16 protein-coding genes are annotated in these 15,914 nt (G+C 28.8%); 13 read left to right on the forward strand and 3 right to left on the reverse strand.

What is annotated here, in order from left to right; all coding sequences use genetic code 11:
* The first annotated feature begins 250 nt into the window (after positions 1 to 250).
* The 8 genes from J3495_RS18355 (at position 251) to J3495_RS18390 (ending at position 7,916) form a co-directional block, all read left to right on the forward strand.
* Positions 251 to 2,065, forward strand: a complete 1,815-nt coding sequence (locus J3495_RS18355; RefSeq protein ID WP_236025506.1) for an RHS repeat domain-containing protein — start codon at positions 251 to 253, stop codon at positions 2,063 to 2,065.
* 82 nt (positions 2,066 to 2,147) lie between these two features.
* Positions 2,148 to 3,089 carry an outer membrane protein assembly factor BamB family protein gene (locus tag J3495_RS18360; RefSeq protein ID WP_210668332.1) on the forward strand — a complete coding sequence of 314 codons (942 nt, stop codon included), beginning with the start codon at positions 2,148 to 2,150 and terminating at the stop codon, positions 3,087 to 3,089.
* Between the two features lie 41 nt (positions 3,090 to 3,130).
* Positions 3,131 to 3,922, forward strand: a complete 792-nt coding sequence (locus J3495_RS18365) for an endonuclease toxin domain-containing protein (RefSeq protein WP_210668334.1) — start codon at positions 3,131 to 3,133, stop codon at positions 3,920 to 3,922.
* 5 nt (positions 3,923 to 3,927) lie between these two features.
* Entirely contained in the window at positions 3,928 to 4,386 is a 459-nt protein-coding gene (locus J3495_RS18370) for a contact-dependent growth inhibition system immunity protein (RefSeq protein WP_210668336.1), read from the forward strand.
* A 346-nt stretch (positions 4,387 to 4,732) separates the two neighbouring features.
* Complete coding sequence (locus tag J3495_RS18375; RefSeq protein ID WP_210668338.1) at positions 4,733 to 5,509, forward strand: hypothetical protein; 777 nt, start codon at positions 4,733 to 4,735, stop codon at positions 5,507 to 5,509.
* Positions 5,510 to 5,668: 159 nt separating this feature from the next.
* Positions 5,669 to 6,313 (forward strand): hypothetical protein, encoded by a 645-nt coding sequence (locus J3495_RS18380; protein ID WP_210668340.1) that lies wholly within the window; start codon positions 5,669 to 5,671, stop codon positions 6,311 to 6,313.
* 102 nt (positions 6,314 to 6,415) lie between these two features.
* Positions 6,416 to 7,339, forward strand: a complete 924-nt coding sequence (locus J3495_RS18385; RefSeq protein WP_210668342.1) for a hypothetical protein — start codon at positions 6,416 to 6,418, stop codon at positions 7,337 to 7,339.
* A gap of 316 nt (positions 7,340 to 7,655) precedes the next feature.
* Complete coding sequence (locus J3495_RS18390; RefSeq protein WP_210668344.1) at positions 7,656 to 7,916, forward strand: hypothetical protein; 261 nt, start codon at positions 7,656 to 7,658, stop codon at positions 7,914 to 7,916.
* Positions 7,917 to 7,965: 49 nt separating this feature from the next.
* On the opposite strand, the gene J3495_RS18395 is transcribed toward J3495_RS18390, so the two are convergent.
* On the reverse strand, positions 7,966 to 8,232 hold the full coding sequence (locus tag J3495_RS18395) for a hypothetical protein (RefSeq protein ID WP_210668346.1): 267 nt from the start codon (positions 8,230 to 8,232) through the stop codon (positions 7,966 to 7,968).
* Between the two features lie 277 nt (positions 8,233 to 8,509).
* Between J3495_RS18395 and J3495_RS18400 the strand changes: the two genes are divergently transcribed.
* The 5 genes from J3495_RS18400 (at position 8,510) to J3495_RS18420 (ending at position 13,764) form a co-directional block, all read left to right on the forward strand.
* Entirely contained in the window at positions 8,510 to 8,755 is a 246-nt protein-coding gene (locus J3495_RS18400) for a hypothetical protein (protein ID WP_210668348.1), read from the forward strand.
* Positions 8,756 to 8,773: 18 nt separating this feature from the next.
* A complete protein-coding gene (locus J3495_RS18405; protein WP_210668350.1) occupies positions 8,774 to 9,403 on the forward strand; it encodes a hypothetical protein in 630 nt (209 codons plus the stop codon).
* Positions 9,403 to 11,094, forward strand: a complete 1,692-nt coding sequence (locus J3495_RS18410; protein WP_210668352.1) for a DUF262 domain-containing protein — start codon at positions 9,403 to 9,405, stop codon at positions 11,092 to 11,094. The genes J3495_RS18405 and J3495_RS18410 overlap by 1 nt, the downstream gene beginning before the upstream one ends.
* A gap of 8 nt (positions 11,095 to 11,102) precedes the next feature.
* Positions 11,103 to 12,992, forward strand: coding sequence for a DUF262 domain-containing protein (locus J3495_RS18415; protein WP_210668354.1), 1,890 nt, complete (start codon positions 11,103 to 11,105; stop codon positions 12,990 to 12,992).
* Positions 12,993 to 13,119: 127 nt separating this feature from the next.
* Positions 13,120 to 13,764 (forward strand): hypothetical protein, encoded by a 645-nt coding sequence (locus J3495_RS18420; protein WP_210668356.1) that lies wholly within the window; start codon positions 13,120 to 13,122, stop codon positions 13,762 to 13,764.
* Between the two features lie 459 nt (positions 13,765 to 14,223).
* Here J3495_RS18420 and J3495_RS18425 read toward each other — a convergent pair whose 3' ends face one another.
* Both J3495_RS18425 and J3495_RS18430 read right to left on the reverse strand, forming a co-directional pair.
* Positions 14,224 to 15,030, reverse strand: a complete 807-nt coding sequence (locus J3495_RS18425; protein WP_210668358.1) for a hypothetical protein — start codon at positions 15,028 to 15,030, stop codon at positions 14,224 to 14,226.
* Positions 15,031 to 15,134: 104 nt separating this feature from the next.
* Positions 15,135 to 15,365 carry a hypothetical protein gene (locus J3495_RS18430; RefSeq protein WP_210668360.1) on the reverse strand — a complete coding sequence of 77 codons (231 nt, stop codon included), beginning with the start codon at positions 15,363 to 15,365 and terminating at the stop codon, positions 15,135 to 15,137.
* Between the last annotated feature and the right edge of the window lie 549 nt (positions 15,366 to 15,914).

A 15,914-nucleotide genomic window follows, 5' to 3' on the forward strand; every position in this document is an offset into this window, starting at 1 on the left:
ATAATAGAAAACGTCTGCATTCTTCTTTGGGATATAAAACACCTAAAGAAATCGAACTAGAATTTTATAAAATTAAAAGTGTAGCATAGGTCTTAGAAAATTTGTCCCACTTTTTGTTGCAAGTCCAGTTGTTAACAATACATTAGGTGGAACAGCTTCGCACGAATACCAATACGACGATTTTTACAGGTTAAAATCAGCCAAAGCAACCTATCAGGGCGAATTTACAAAGGCAAGTTATGAGCTGAATATGAGCTATAACAAAATGCACAATATTACCAGTAAAAATTTGGTGCATACAGTAAACAACGAGCAGAAAGGTTATGTTTTAGATTATAATTACAATAACGAACTGCATCCTAACGCACCAAATAAAATTGCCGAGACAGGAAAACCTGAACCGCGTCAATATGTTTACGACGGGAACGGAAACCCCACTAGCTATAGTGAATATCAAAGTTTCAGAAAAATGACATGGGATGAAGAAAACCGTTTGATGGGAATTAATGATAATGGCAGGATTCACCAATATACATATGATGCAGCAGGAGAGCGCATAATTAAAAGTTCCGGAGATTCGCAAAATGTTGCCATCAATGGTGAAACCGCTGCAACGATTGTACATACTGATGATTACACCGGTTATGTAAGCCCTTATTTTGTTATCAGCAAAGGCAAATTCACTAAACATTATTTTGAAGGTGCAGGAAGAATTGTAAGCAAGCTAGGGAATGGATCATTTGCACAGCCCTTAAAATTAACGGCAGGAGGCGTAAATTACGGTAAGCTAACTGCCGAGCAGCAAAAGGCACTAGATAATTATGTAAAGAGTTTGGGAGTTCCTCCGGGACCACCAACGCAACAGGGAATATATGCAACGCCGGAATTTACAGGTGATCCTTTCCCAAGTCAAGCAATTAAACCTGTCGAAGAAAACCAGGAACCACCAGAAGGCTGGCCACGAAATCCGGTATTCAATGCACCAGGCGATGTGCCGGGACCGCCTGTACAATTTGGGCCACCAGTTGAACCAACAACAGTTAAAGCTGGTGAAGGATTTACAGGAATTGGATTGCCGGAGAATGATATTTTTTATTTTCACTTGGATAATTTGGGAAGTACTTCGTATATTACAAACAAAAATGGAAGCATAAGTCAGCACTTAGAATATATCGCTTTTGGAGAAGTTTTGTTCGAGGAGCATAGTTCGAGTTTTTCCAGTCCTTATTTGTTTAATGGCAAGGAGTTGGACAGCGAGACGAATCTTAGTTATTATGGGGCCAGGTATTTGGATATGAAGACTAGTTTATGGTTGAATACTGACCCGTTAGCGGAGTCTTCTCCAAACGCTTCTCCATATAACTATTGCTTAAACAATCCAATAAATATGGTTGATCCTGATGGTCGTAAAGAAAGACCTAATGATTATGAAGGGAAAATGGGTAAAGGTGATTGGAGAGTTGATGATAGAATAAATGGTACTGATACATGGAAAAATGCAAATACTCACAATCTACAGCAAAAAAACGGTTATAAAGAGTATAATTCAATAGAGCAAAGAGCTGAGTTCTACAAATGGTTCCAAAATCAGACAGATAGCAAAGGTTACGAAACAAATTGGGCTGGTGCTGCATTTATAGTTGCCTCTCAAATGTCAAATATTCACAGTCCTTTTGTTTCTGTAATGGATAATGATGTTGAAGCTGATGTTAAACAATTTGCGGAAGATGGGAACAAGGCAATTTTCGAAAATGTATTTGGAAGATTGAGAGATTTAAATAACGGTTCGGTTTTAAAAGGAACATCTGCAAATACTTGGGATACAGAAACTTTGACTATTGAGCAGAGAGATATTGTTGGCCCTATTTATGCAAGACAACGACCAGCAGTGTTAAATGAATTGTCTAAAATGGCTAAAGGACAAGGGATATATAATTTGGGAGTTCCTAAAGATTTAAGATTTAACCCTAAAGGAAATGTAAGAGATTGGAAGCAAAGATTTAATCACGGAATGGATGTTTCATTGCCTTATTGGAATAAATATTATTCTAAAAGAAAAAGATAAATAGATTATGAAAAATATTATAGTAGTTTTGTCATCAATATTCCTTTTGTTTTCATGTAACAATTTTAGTCAAAAACACAATATGGAAAATAATTGCGTTTCAAATTTTTTTAATGATAGTATTTTAATTTCTAAAAATCAAGATACATTAATAAATCTCAAAAACCTCAAAAACAATAAATTATATACCATTGTTTCTAAAACATCAAATTGTTTGCAGCCTCTTTTAGATAATAACAATATTTTATACACTCCAATTTCTGATGAATTATTTCAATGTATTGAAATTAAAAACAAAAAAGTGAAATGGAGTTTTAAACCACCTGAACAAATAAATAATTTTAAACTATTTGGTGATGATTTAGTTTTTAGTATTAGGGATTATGGTTTAATCATTTTAGATTCTACGACAGGTAAATTAAAGTATGAATTAAAAACATTGAATGATTCAAAATGTCATTCAATGTTGATTAATGACTTTTTTATTGAAAATAATCATTTATATGTATCTGATTTTAGATGTAGTAATTTAGTTTGTTTTGATATTAAAACAGGGAAAGAAATTTGGCAGTATAAGTCTAAAATTGATGGTGCAACCCAAATATTATTAATAAATGATTACATCTTTTGTGGAGTTACAGGAAATACTTTAAAAAATGAAGGAATAGTTGTATTATTAGATAAATTTTCTGGAGTTATTAAATTTAAACAAAATGAAAAGATTGATTTGATTACGAAACCAATAATTTTTAATAATAAAATTATTTATTATTCGTATGATTCAAAAATAAACGAGTTTGATATTGATAAATTTAAGATCGAAAATTTAATTTCTTTTTATGATTCAGATGCTATTTGTGGTGGACAAATTTATCTACTTGACGATAATATTTATTTTACAGATTGTAACTTTGAACTCATTAAGTTTAGTCTTAATCTTAATAAACTATATAAACTTGGTAAGGCTCCAAAAAATCTTACATCAATTTATAAATTTAATGATGAAGTGAAATTTATTTATTAAAGTATGATGCTTTTAAGTTTATTTGGTTAAGTATTGACCCGTTGACAGAAAAGCACCCTAACTATTCTTCATATGTATATTGTGCAAATAACCCTGTAAATCTAATTGACCCAGATGGTCGAGACTGGTTCGTAAATGATCAAGGTTTTTATCTTTGGTCTAATAATTCTTCCGTTTCAGGTTTTAGTTATGCCGGAAATGTTTTACCTCCTAGTGTCAGTAGATATCAAATTCTGGAACAAAAAAATGGAAGATTATTTCACAAAAATACAGATGACTGGCTTAATAGAAATATTAACAGTTATTTAGGCACTAATTTAAATGAAAAACTACCATACGATCGTGCTCAAGAATCTTTTAATGATGAACTCCTAACGACTGCCGTAGGTGTAGGGATTGGTAAATTAGGTGGACTGGCATTTAAGGCACTTAGCAGGGCCGGAGGTTCGTTATGGAATGTTGAAGGAGGATGGCTAGCCAGAGGTTTTGTCTACGAAGAAATGCTAGGAGGAAATTTAGCTAAAGGCTATCCTGTTATTGATAAATTCGTTAAAGGTGTCGCTACAAGTATCAAAACGCTTGACTTAAGAACAAAAGGATATCAAAATTCAAGTAAAGTTTTAAGTGTCTTAAAAAAATATATTAAAAAATTAGAAGCTTTTGAAGGAGTAAATAGAGGAGGTATAAACACCACGGGGGGGAAAATAACAGAGAAAGTACTCGAAGTTGGTGTACCCAAAGGAGCATCTGCTGCCCAAGTAGAAGCTATACAAGCTGCTGTAAAATATGGCGAAGAAGTTGGAATCAAAGTTAATGTTAGAATTGTAAAATAAAAAATATGAAAACTTGTAATGTTTATAAGACTGATAAAAGTTATATCGTAGTCACTGAATCGACTTCCGATATCGGGTTAGGAATTATTGATGATCCTATATACACACTTCCTTTGGATGTATCTATAGATGAGTTCCAGAAAAAGTTGTTTGAGTGTTTAAGTAAAAGTAAAACTGGGATTTCTACACCTAAAAAGAATGATTGGGCGTCTTGGGAGAAAGATCACTTACTGAAGATGGGGCAAAGATCCTTTGCGACCTTATATAAAAATTCTAATAGCTGTCAGGTATCCTTGGATGGTAATGTCTTAATAATTTCTCCTTATAAATATTATGATCCTAATAGACCGAAGGATGGTCTGTGCTTGGTAAAGGAAGCAGAGATTAAAATAGATTTTAGTAGTGTTGTAAAAACTGAAATAATTATTAAGTTAATAGAAATGTTATGTGTTTCCTATAAATAACCTATGACTCCAACGGAAATATTATTCCGTATGAAGATTTAGGAATGGCTCTGCTGTTGATAAAGTAACCGCTAAAATTAGTTACTACAAAAGTACAACGCTTTGTTGCGGTGGAATACCAAGACAATTAGAAGTATTTACAATAGAGAGGGCACGTCATAAGAGAGCTACATACATTAATACAACTACTACGGAAGATACTTTACATGCTATTAATTTAGAAGACAAAACTAAAGTATACTATGTTAGAGTAAAGGAAATCTAAATATTGATAAAAAGCCAATAACCAATATTGATTTGTAACGGTAAATTATAAGATGTACAGAGCAGAGAATAATAATAAAAAATGAATTTTAATATATATAAATGCCAAGCTCAAAATCGTCAATATATTAGTATTGAAACTGATGAATCTATTGAACGTTTTTTAGAACAAAATACTAGAAAGAAAAGTGATTTAGAAATACATTTACAGAAAGATGATCCAAAGGGTTACAACGATTATTTAGCAGAATTATATGATCCTAATAAACATTTAGAAATTTTTTATGAGACAATATCCTATGATGGAACATTAAAAGAAGATATCTCTGTTTTTAATCATAAAATAGCGCATTTAAATTTTTATAATGTCTCTTTTATGGATGCAAAACTTGATGCGGTCTATTTTTCTAATTTGTACTTAGTTAAAGAAATGTATGTAAATGGTACGTCGAAAGGGAATGTAGATCTTTCAAAATTTATTAATTTAGAAGCTGTTTCTATTTTAAGATGGAATGAAAAAATAAAGCTAGTAAATAATAACTCTAATTTAAAATCACTAATTGTTTGGTACTATAATCCAAAAAGTAAATCTTTAATCGATTTCTTAGGTGAACTAAAGAATATAGAATATTTAGAACTTAACTTAACAAATATTGAAAGTTTGGATGGAATTGAAAAGTTGCAAAACCTCAAAACTATTAAAATTAATTATGGCAGGAATCTGAAATCTGTAAAGGCTTTAAATTCCAACAAGAAGTTAGAATTAATTTACTTAAACAATTGTAAAAAAATGGAAGACTTTGATTCGTTAGATAAAAGAGAAGGGCTAAAAATTCAAAATTTAGAATTGCCAGGATAAAATCATGAAGGCTTTATTGATACTATAGATTGTTGCCACGGTATCCAATAACCGTAAGATAAAGTAAGAAATTTAGAGATTCTAATACTTTAGTTTTCTATCAAATTAAACATCGAGAATCAGGAGTAGCACAATTGTTTAACGTATAAAATCATCACTATGAAAAAAATAATATTACTTGTAACTATACTTTTATTAGCAACAACCGGACACGCTAAATTTATTAAAGCTGTTTTGTTTATGGAAGACGGATCAACTAGGAAGGGTCTTGCTGAAATGGTCGAAAGTGACGATTCTAAAGTCTATTTCAAAACAGATGAAGAAGCCAAAAAAGAAAAAATTGAAAGTGGCAATATCAAAAAAATAGAATATGCAGATGGCGAAAGCAAAAAATATATTGCAGAACGATTATATGCCACAACAGCTAATATTTTAACAGGCAAATTTTCTAAATCAAAGAAAAAACTATGGTTTTATATTGTTTATGATAAAAATGTAAAAATAGGTGCGATTGCTTCGGATGGCAGTAATCGTCGAAATGCAGCAGGTACGAGTACTGTAGTTACTTTTGCGAATACAGCTTATTATTTTGGTAAAAAAAATAGTGAAGAATTAGTATTTGGTTATGCTACAACAGGATCAAACGGTTTTGCCATAGGAACAGATTCATTAATCAGAAAAATGTCAAGAGAAGCTTTTGCAGATTGCCCAAAACTTATTGATGCAATTTCAAAAGAAGATTTTAAATCTGGATCTGTCATGGATCAATTAAAAACTATTTTCGACAAAATAAAATGTAAGTAAATTTATAATTTACTATGAAAAAGGTGGCTGATTTATACTTAAAAACAGTTAAATTGGAATAGTAATACTGAAGTTCACATGAAGAATGAGTGATATAAAAAGATGAATTACAATATAGATATTTTAAAAGAAGACACTTTAAAGCTAATCGAAAAATACAAAAATACTTACTTAGAGAGAGCGTTATATTCATTTCTTCTAAGTCCAGTTAATATGAATAATATTAATGACGACATATTAAAGCGATTAGATTATTTAGATATTTTTTATGATGATAACAATCTGTCTTATAATTACACTCCAACCGATGGTACAAATGGAGAGCCTGAAATATTGGAAAAATTAACGGAGGCCGAAATTGAAATTGAGAATTCATCTAAAGAAAAATTCTGGACATCTGCAGAGGAAAGTTCGTATAAAGAAATTTCTAATTTTAATTGTTTTGAGGACAAAATTGTAAAAGAAGAAGATTATTATAAAGTATATATAAATGATCCATTTTACAATATAGAAGGTTGGATAAATTATTATAATCATTTGTTGGAAACAAAATTCGAAAGTTTCGACAAGATATTACAGAATGGAAAAACTCAAATAAGATACAAGCGTTTTCAAAAAGACTACTTCATAGGCATTGAGGTTAATTATAGCAAAACGATTAAAGAAATGAAGCATGGTGATTGGGAGACACCCTCTTTTAATTTGATTGTATTTAAACTTAACGAAAAATTTAAATTAAAAGAAAAAAGTAATCTGGGCGTATTTGGACATCCTTACTTTCATCAACCAGCGTATAATTTTGGAGGTTATTTTGCTATAAAAACAGTTAATCGAGTTTCGCCTATGGAATGGGTTATTGATAGAGGAACAGATAGAGAATTTATAGGAAATGGAATGGTTAGATTGTATAATTCAGAAAAATTTGGAGAGGACTTAAAAAGACACGCATTTTATTATTTTGACATGTTAAGCGAGACAAGCAATGATTATATAAATAGTTTACTTAAAATGAATTTATTTGAATAGTAAAAACCCGAAAATGATATTTTATTTATTCATACTATCTAGGCTCAAACCGTATTTCGGAATTTACGACAGACTTATGCAAGTGAATTATTAAAAATCTGTAACAGAAAACCAAGAACCACGTGAAGGATCTTTGGGAAATCCAGTGTTCAATCAACCAGATTGATGTGCCTGGGCCACCAGTCTAATTTGGCTGGCCTGTCGAACCTACAACACTAAAAGCATGAGAAGATTTTACTGGAAGTGGGTCGCACGAGAATAATCTTGTTATTTCCATCCAGGGAATTTAGGCTTAACTTCTTAAATAACTGGAAAAATGGAGGAATTACAATACAATCAATTTATTATAAATAAAACGTGTGTTACGGAAATCCGTAATAATATTTTTGAAAAGTTTAATATATTTGAAATAATGAATGATAGATATCAAGATATAATCGACCAGGAAAAAGTCAAATTAAATTTAAAATTGGCAAAAATTAATCGTAGCCATAAACGTACTATGTTTACTATCTACGCAACTTTTTTAATTGCTTTAATTTGTTTGATTTGTTTTTTTACCCCAGTTTTAGATTAATATCGTAGAAAATATTAATAATCCATTTTTTTGATTTAAAGTTTTGCCATCAGAAATTATTATTTATAGTGCTAATCAAAGTAATAATCTCACTTAAATTATTTACCGATATGTAATCTAAAATAAAATCGTCTGCTTTTTTTTTGTTTTCAGGAGAAGTGGAAAAAGAGTTAAGATAAAAATTTTCATTTTCATCCTCAATGTGAATAATTTCGGTAAATCCTCTAGTAATTAAACTGCCTTTTAATTTTAATACTTTAAACTCACTATTTCTGTCTATTTCCTTTTTCACTCGGAGTTTTATAGTTTTAGTCATTTTATTAGTTTTTTTGTAAAGTTATAAAGTAAAAAATTAATATTTAAATAGCTATATTTCATTTTTATAACTAATAAGTGCGAAAATCAGAATTGAGAAGATGTTTTAAATTTCATTAAATTATATTTTTATGGTTTCATCATTTTTTGTAATACTGCCCAAATTTTTAGTGTTTTGAAATGGTGTGTGGTTCGCAACCTTTCAATTTTCGGCTTTAGCAAAAAGATGAAAGAAACTATTTTAATAACTTTTTCATTTTTCCAAATTATCCTTCAGAATGAAAAAAATTAAAAAACTCAATTGTGAAAAGATAATATACATTTTCACTTTAATCTCTTTTATATTATTGGTAGTTTTCTTTATTAATAATTATAAGATGACTGTCATACTAGAAAAAGAGCGTATTAGAATAAATAGAGAAATCTATCTAAAACAAGTAATTTCAAAAAAGAAAGAGCAAGATTTTATTGAAGAAGAGCAAGAAAAAAAATTTATAGAAAAAAACAAAAATGTACGGAAGTAAGAGAATTAAAAACTGATTATGAACCTTAGTGAAGCCATGAACATCGTTAAAATTTTTAAAAACGAAAGTGTCAAAGAAACCCTTAATGGTTTACAAAAATTAGAAAAGACAATTTCTATTTCTAATTTCGAAACCATTTATTTGGCAGCCAAAATAATTAAAGAAGCTTCATCACAAATTGATGAAATAGTTCATGCATCGGGTATCATGATAGCAAAAGAAGTTTGGCTAAATGAAGATGAGAAAGTAGAATATTTGTCACTTGGTGCTGGAAATCATAAAGAACGTTTTGATATGGAAACCAATTTGAGAATCGCTGAATTCAAATTTGGTAAATGGAATAAAAAAAGTGCAAATGGTATAAGACGCCGAGGTTATTTCGCTAATTATGTTATTCTTTTAGTGGCAAATGATCCTCGCATTAAATATTTTGTTGTTGAAGATAAAGTAGCATTCATAAAGTTTATGAGTGGAAAAGCAACGTGGAGAAACGTATTTAATAAAAATCCATCAGGTTTTAAAAAGCTGGAAAAATTTATAATTGAGAATAAAAAAGAATATTTAGTTACAGTTGGCGAAATTTATAAAGAATTTGAAGGACGGGTAACCATAATCGAGTATAATCAAATAATTGAAAACACAAATTAATGTCAAATTTTAAAAACTTAAAAGAATACTTCAGCGATGCCAGAAAATTTGTGGTTCCCTATTATCAAAGAGGTTACAAATGGAGTTTACAAAAAAATATAAAACGAGGTGATTTACATTTATCATTGCTCCTAAGAGATTTCAAAACGGAATTTCATAATGCAGTTCGTGATGGAAAAATAATTAAAAATTACGAATATTATTTACAGGGAATTACCGCCAAGGAAACTACAACTACAATAGAACTTGTTGATGGACAGCAACGAACAACTTCTTTATATATTTTATTTTGTGTGCTTCAAAATAAAGGGATGAAACTACAAATTAATTTAAAAGATAAATTTAATTACTCAGTAAGAGATGAAGCTAATCATGTTATACAGGGGTTTTTGAAAGGCATCTGTGAAGGTGACGAAAATGTCCAGGATATTGCTGCTTTAAAAAAAGCATGGAATATATGCGAGGATGAGATAAATGAAATAGAAAATATACAATTGTTTGCAGACTTCCTTCAGGAAAATATAAAAATTATTTATATAAAGCTCGATGAAAATCAGGATGAAACCAAGGTTTTTTCAATGATGAATAAAGATAAAGCTGAAATGACTCAAACGGATTTAATTAAATCCAACTTGCTAAGAGAAGCCTCACGCCAATTATTTGGAGAGTTAAATAACAATTTAAATAATGAAGCATTGGAATGGCAAATAAATCAACTGAGATCAAAATTGGCAACCGAATGGGATGATTGGCGAAAATGGTGGGAAAACAAACAGCATATAACATTTTGCAATTCCTTAGAATTAAAAATGAATTCTAGAGATACAGAACCAAATTTGGCAGTTCTCTGCAGATTATTCATACGCTTTAATGAAGGAAAAATAAATATTAGTGAAAATGGATTATTTGAATATTTCAAAGAGGAAATTGCAGATAAGCAAGATACCATAATTGAAGCGGTAGAAGTCTTTAAAAAATTAAGATTACTTCAGAATATTTTGCAGGAATGGTTTAGCAACGTTAGTATTCACAATTATTTGGGGCTTCTATTTAAAGGATGTGGTCTACAAAAAAAAGAGGAAAAACTCTTGGAACTAATTGCTAAATACATTGATAAAAAAGACAGTTTTGAAGGCTATTTAAAAAGTGAATATATCAAGGAAATTCTTGATGAAACTCTAAAAGAAGATTTTATAAAATCAATTGTAGAACATGAAGATGTTTATCATGATAAGTACACCATAGTCGCAAGACAATTGCTTCGGATGAATGTCATGAGAACAAACAAACAAAATCAAAAATTTGATTTTTCACTTTATGAAGAACAATCCTATAATCTGCCGGAGGATTTTATAAAAGGCAACAAACGTAGTTTAGAACATATAAAACCTCAAAAATATTCTAACATAACAAAACTAAGTATAATAGAATTAGAAAAACTTAATAAACTAACAAATACAGTTGGCAATTTAGTCTTAGTTCCCAGTGGATTAAATAGTAAGTTAAGTAATGAATCATTTGAAAAAAAGAAAGAAATACTTTTTGAAGGAATTATAAATTCTAAAACTAAAAATTATGGACTTTGGCTGCATACTTTATCAATTTTCGGAAGCCACACACAGTGGTTGATCAAAGAAATTGAAAAAAATGCTGCCGAATTTAAAACTGAATTTGATATTTTTTTTAAATAATAAAATAAATGAACCAAGGGACATTCAATATACTTAGTGATGTATTAAAAAAGGAAAATAAAATTATAATTCCTGATTTACAAAGGGATTATTGCTGGGGCACGGTACTTACAAATCACAACAAAAAAAGTCTAGCATACAATTTTACGAATGAATTAATCAAAGAAGCCGAAAATAAATTAAAATACAAAGAATTTTCTTATGGTATTATTTACACATATGAATATCCGAAGAGTTTTCTTTATTTATGCGATGGTCAACAGAGACTTACGACTTTATACTTAATTTTAGGAGTTTTAAATTGCTATCAGCAAAATGAAAAATTAAGCGACCTTTTACAATTTAAGAATGGACAGCCAAGATTAAAATATGAAGTTAGAAATACTACGGACTATTTTATCAATAATTTAGTAAATCTTACTTTTAAAAATAAAAATACTGCAGATTTAGAAGATGTTTCTAAGACAAGTTGGTTTAGGGATAATTATAAAGACGATCCATCCATAAAAAATGCTGTAATTGCTTTAAAGGATATAAGCAATCTAATTAATCAATCTAATTTTGAAACTGTAACTGATTTCATTTTAAATAAAATTGGTTTTGTATATATTAATCTTGAAGCTAAAGAAGAGGGCACAAAACAGACGTATTCAAAAATTAGGGAATATGGTGAGAAAATGTACGAAATTGTAAATACTTGCGGTGACCCTATGGAACCAAATGAGTATCAAAAATCAATACTTTTGTCAAAAATACCAGTTGAAAAGAAAAAAGAATGGACTTCTAAATGGGAAATCTGGCAAGATTTTTTTTGGGTTAACAAAGGATTCCAATTGAGTGCAGATGAAGGTTTTAATGAATTTCTTTCTTGGATAAAAAAAATAGAAGCCACAGGTGAATATTCAATTGAAGTTGTTGAAGAATATTTTAAAGCTTTTTTTTTACTAATAACAATTCAGGAAAAATTATTAAGTCATAGAAGTTGTTGGATTAAGAACTTAAAAGATGAATTTGAACGAATTCAAAAACCAAATTTAATGGTTTTATATCCTTCATTGATTTATTTGAAAAATTCTACTAATGTAAAGTTTAACAGTAACAAGTACTATGTAGATGAGGAAAATGTAAATTATGATGAAGTATTTCGATACATACGTTTTTTTTCTAACATTTCAAGAAATACTGAAACAATTGACACAGCAATTAAACTTGCAAAAGATAATGGTAATTGCGACGTTGTCAACTTTATAAAAATACAGTCAGACGAATATAAATCTATTTTAACTACAGAGGAAATTCATAAACTAATAATTTATGTAAACTGTCAAGACAATTCTGAACGAGAACATATTGAAAATAAAATTTGGTCAGCGGAAGATGAAAATTATTTAAATGGTAAAATATCTCCTCTTTTTAAATGGATGAATATCATATATCCTAATAGTTCAAATGGATTCAAATTGTCTGATTTCGAAAAAACATATCAATTATTTACAGAATTGGTAAACAAAAAAAATATAGATAAACTTAGTATTGCGATGCTTGTTTATAGTGAAAATTTTTCTGAGTTTAGAGAAGGATCGTCGTGGGGATGTGAGAGATTTTATTTAGGTGTGGAACATGATTTTACTTTTTGGAGAAAATGGATACCATCAAAACAATTAGAAACAATTATTGAGATATACTCTAATAATATAAAACTAGATGAAATAATTAGTTTAGAGTTAAATAAACAAACCGATATTACTAGACAAATCATTATTCGCTTCTTATTTACAAAAGCTTCTGGTTTTTGGCAATGGAACAACACTAAGCGTTATTTCATACATGGAAAGGAAATTTGCTTTCCAAATGGAGTTCAGGCAAAGGAAAATACAGTACGAAATATAATTTTCTAGTAATTAAAATGTAGGTTTTAAAAAATTGAGGAGATAAAAATCCTAAGTGAAATAAAATTGCAAACGGGATAAATATGTTACTTTGGCCTATAAATTTAGTTTGGCAAATAGTAAAAAAATAAATTCTATGAATGAACAAATATTAGCTGATTACTGCGATTGTATAAATAGATTATGGAAGAGTCCGGAACCTAGTGACTATGAAATTTTTGTCAACATTACATACAAAATTTGGGATAATCTAATTAAGTCAAGTAAAATTAAAGATGATTTTTCATTTTATTGGTCTCCATCAGCGGTAATATGTGTAACGGCCAAATCAAACAAAACAGATTGTCATTATATGATTGGTTTAGATTTATTTAAGAAAGAGTTGTATTTTGATGTAAGTATAAGGAATTGGGAAAATATTCGAAATTTAAAAGATGAATTTATGACACAGTTCTTTGATGTATGCACACAAAATGATTTTAGATTCTCACCTGATAGTGGACCATTTTATGAAAAGGAGATTACACCTGAATTCAATGCTAATTATAAAAGCAACATTATAAATATTATGCATAACTACGTAAGTGGAATGTTATTATCTAAAAAGGAAAGAGAAAATATCTCATTTGGAAGTTTTGCAGCTGTCTGGGATTCATCAAAGGATATGGAAACTATTTTAAATGAGTTACAAGTCGCTTTTAAATGGTTTTATAAATTTAACTATAACTTATGGAAAGCTGAGAGCATCAGGATCCAAAATAGAGACAATCGTAAAAAATAAAAAAGGAATTTGGATTAACTACTCGATAATAATATTAATACTTTAGATTATAGACAAGTAGAAGAAAAACAGATTAAATAACTTTAAAAACAATTACTTGGAAAGAATTTGAATGGGTTGTGTAATCGCATTCTTTTAGATATTCAATTATTCTATTGCGAATTATTAATTCTTCTTCTTGAATTCTAGTTTTACTTTCTTCAATAATTTTTTTCATTACAATTCGTCTATCATTCTTAAATTTCTAGTAATTCCAGATTAAAACTGGTTCTTTATACATTTATTTCGATTAGCTATATTTTTTTCTTATAAGAATCTTCTTTTATAATTGGGAATAGTTTCTCCGGTTTTTATTTTATAAAAATTTCCTGCATGATGATATGTTTCAAAATTTAAGCACAAAATGCACGTTCTCTTTCTTATTCTATATTTAAAATTTTCCAATCAATTTTATTAAAATTAAAACTCCAATTCATATCCCATTCTACTTGCTAAATCTTTACAAATGGAATATGGGTATTTATTTAAACATGAGAAAATTGCTATTTTTTTTAGGTTTTCTCTTTGAGTTTTTAAATCCGAATCACATAAAAGAGCCAAATCACTTTTGTTGAAGGTGACACCTTTTTGCAATCTTTTTAAATATTTATTTAGATCATTATTCAAATGTAGTTTTTCATCACTTAAAAAGAACGCTTCAAAGATTTCTATGTACTCGTCTATAGTAATCTTTCGATCTTTTCTAACAAATCTATCCCCAAAATAAAATTCAAGCCATTTTGTTAAGGTTCTCTTATTACATTTAAATTCTACAGCAATAGTCTCCTTAGTCACATAAATTATTTTTTTTAAAAGAATTTTGCTTTCTTCTCTAGTTTTATCCTCTAAATCAATTCCAAATAAAGTTTTTAAATAATACTCTGCGAAAGGTTTCTGAATTGTCAACATCTTTTTTAAGCCCTCATGATCTGTAATTAAACTAAGTAACTCATCTCTGCTCTCTTGAAGTTTAGATTTAGTCTCAATTAAAGCTGATATATTATTTAACACCATTATTTCTGATACTTTTACCCAGAAACTAAAATTAGTTTCAATTTTCAAAATTTCAAAAATTTCTTCATCAGTTTTTAATTGTTTTTTTAATTCATTTAATTTAGATTTTAATTCTTTTTCACCTCCATAAAACATGACGAAGAAAATAGTATTCAATTCCTCTTCTTTTTCAAAAGAGAGTTTATTATAATTTTCTAAAAATTTATTTAACATAAAATAATTGTTTATAAAATGAGAAAGTAACACTATCAAAACTAGTAAATCACACACTGTTTAATGATAAAACTCCAAATAATATTAGGCAACTTATTTTCATGTTAATCATGATTAAATTCCCAATCATCACCAAAATTATCATCATCCCAATCACAATGATTGTCTTTCTTAGAATTTACTTTCATATTCTTGTTTACATGGACTTTCTGATATTCAATATTATTAGGATTTAATTGATTAGATCTGTTATCTATTGATTTTTGCTTGGTTGAGCTACTTTTTATTTTTTGTACACTCATTTTACTTAAAGCAATTTGATTTTTCTTTGACATTTTTTGATATTTATAAAGTTTGTATTTCAAAAATAGGACAAAGAAAAAATGCTAATCTAAATTATGCACGATAAGTTTCTTAAGTACCTTAAAATATGTTTTAAAGATAGATTAGAGACAAGAAAGAATTGAGTCATTTAGTTGAAAACTAAAAATAAGTTGTATTTTTGCAAGTACAAAAAGAATTATAACGTTCTTTAAAATACAAGAAGTTTTATGCAGGAACTTTTTTAAGATTTTGAAAAGAAATAATAATTGTGGCAGATTCATGGCACAGCTGTTTTCTAAAAATAAAAACACGGTATTGGTGCGGGTTTAGCTCATTAGGTTCGAACCCCTCATCGCCCACAACAAACTCCTTAAGAAATTAAGGAGTTTTTTTATATTTATTTTTCTGCCAAGCCGCTATTTTTTGGATCAACACGAAAACCTGTGGAGTGATAAAAATTATGCATAAATAGTAGTGAGTCTAAAAAGGAAGTATTCTACATTTCTAACACCTCTGAATTTTGATCTGAATGCTTTTATTTTAGCATTGAATGATTCTGC

Origin of the sequence: Flavobacterium geliluteum (assembly GCF_017948595.1) — a bacterium.
GTDB classification, from domain to species: Bacteria; Bacteroidota; Bacteroidia; order Flavobacteriales; family Flavobacteriaceae; genus Flavobacterium; species Flavobacterium flavipigmentatum.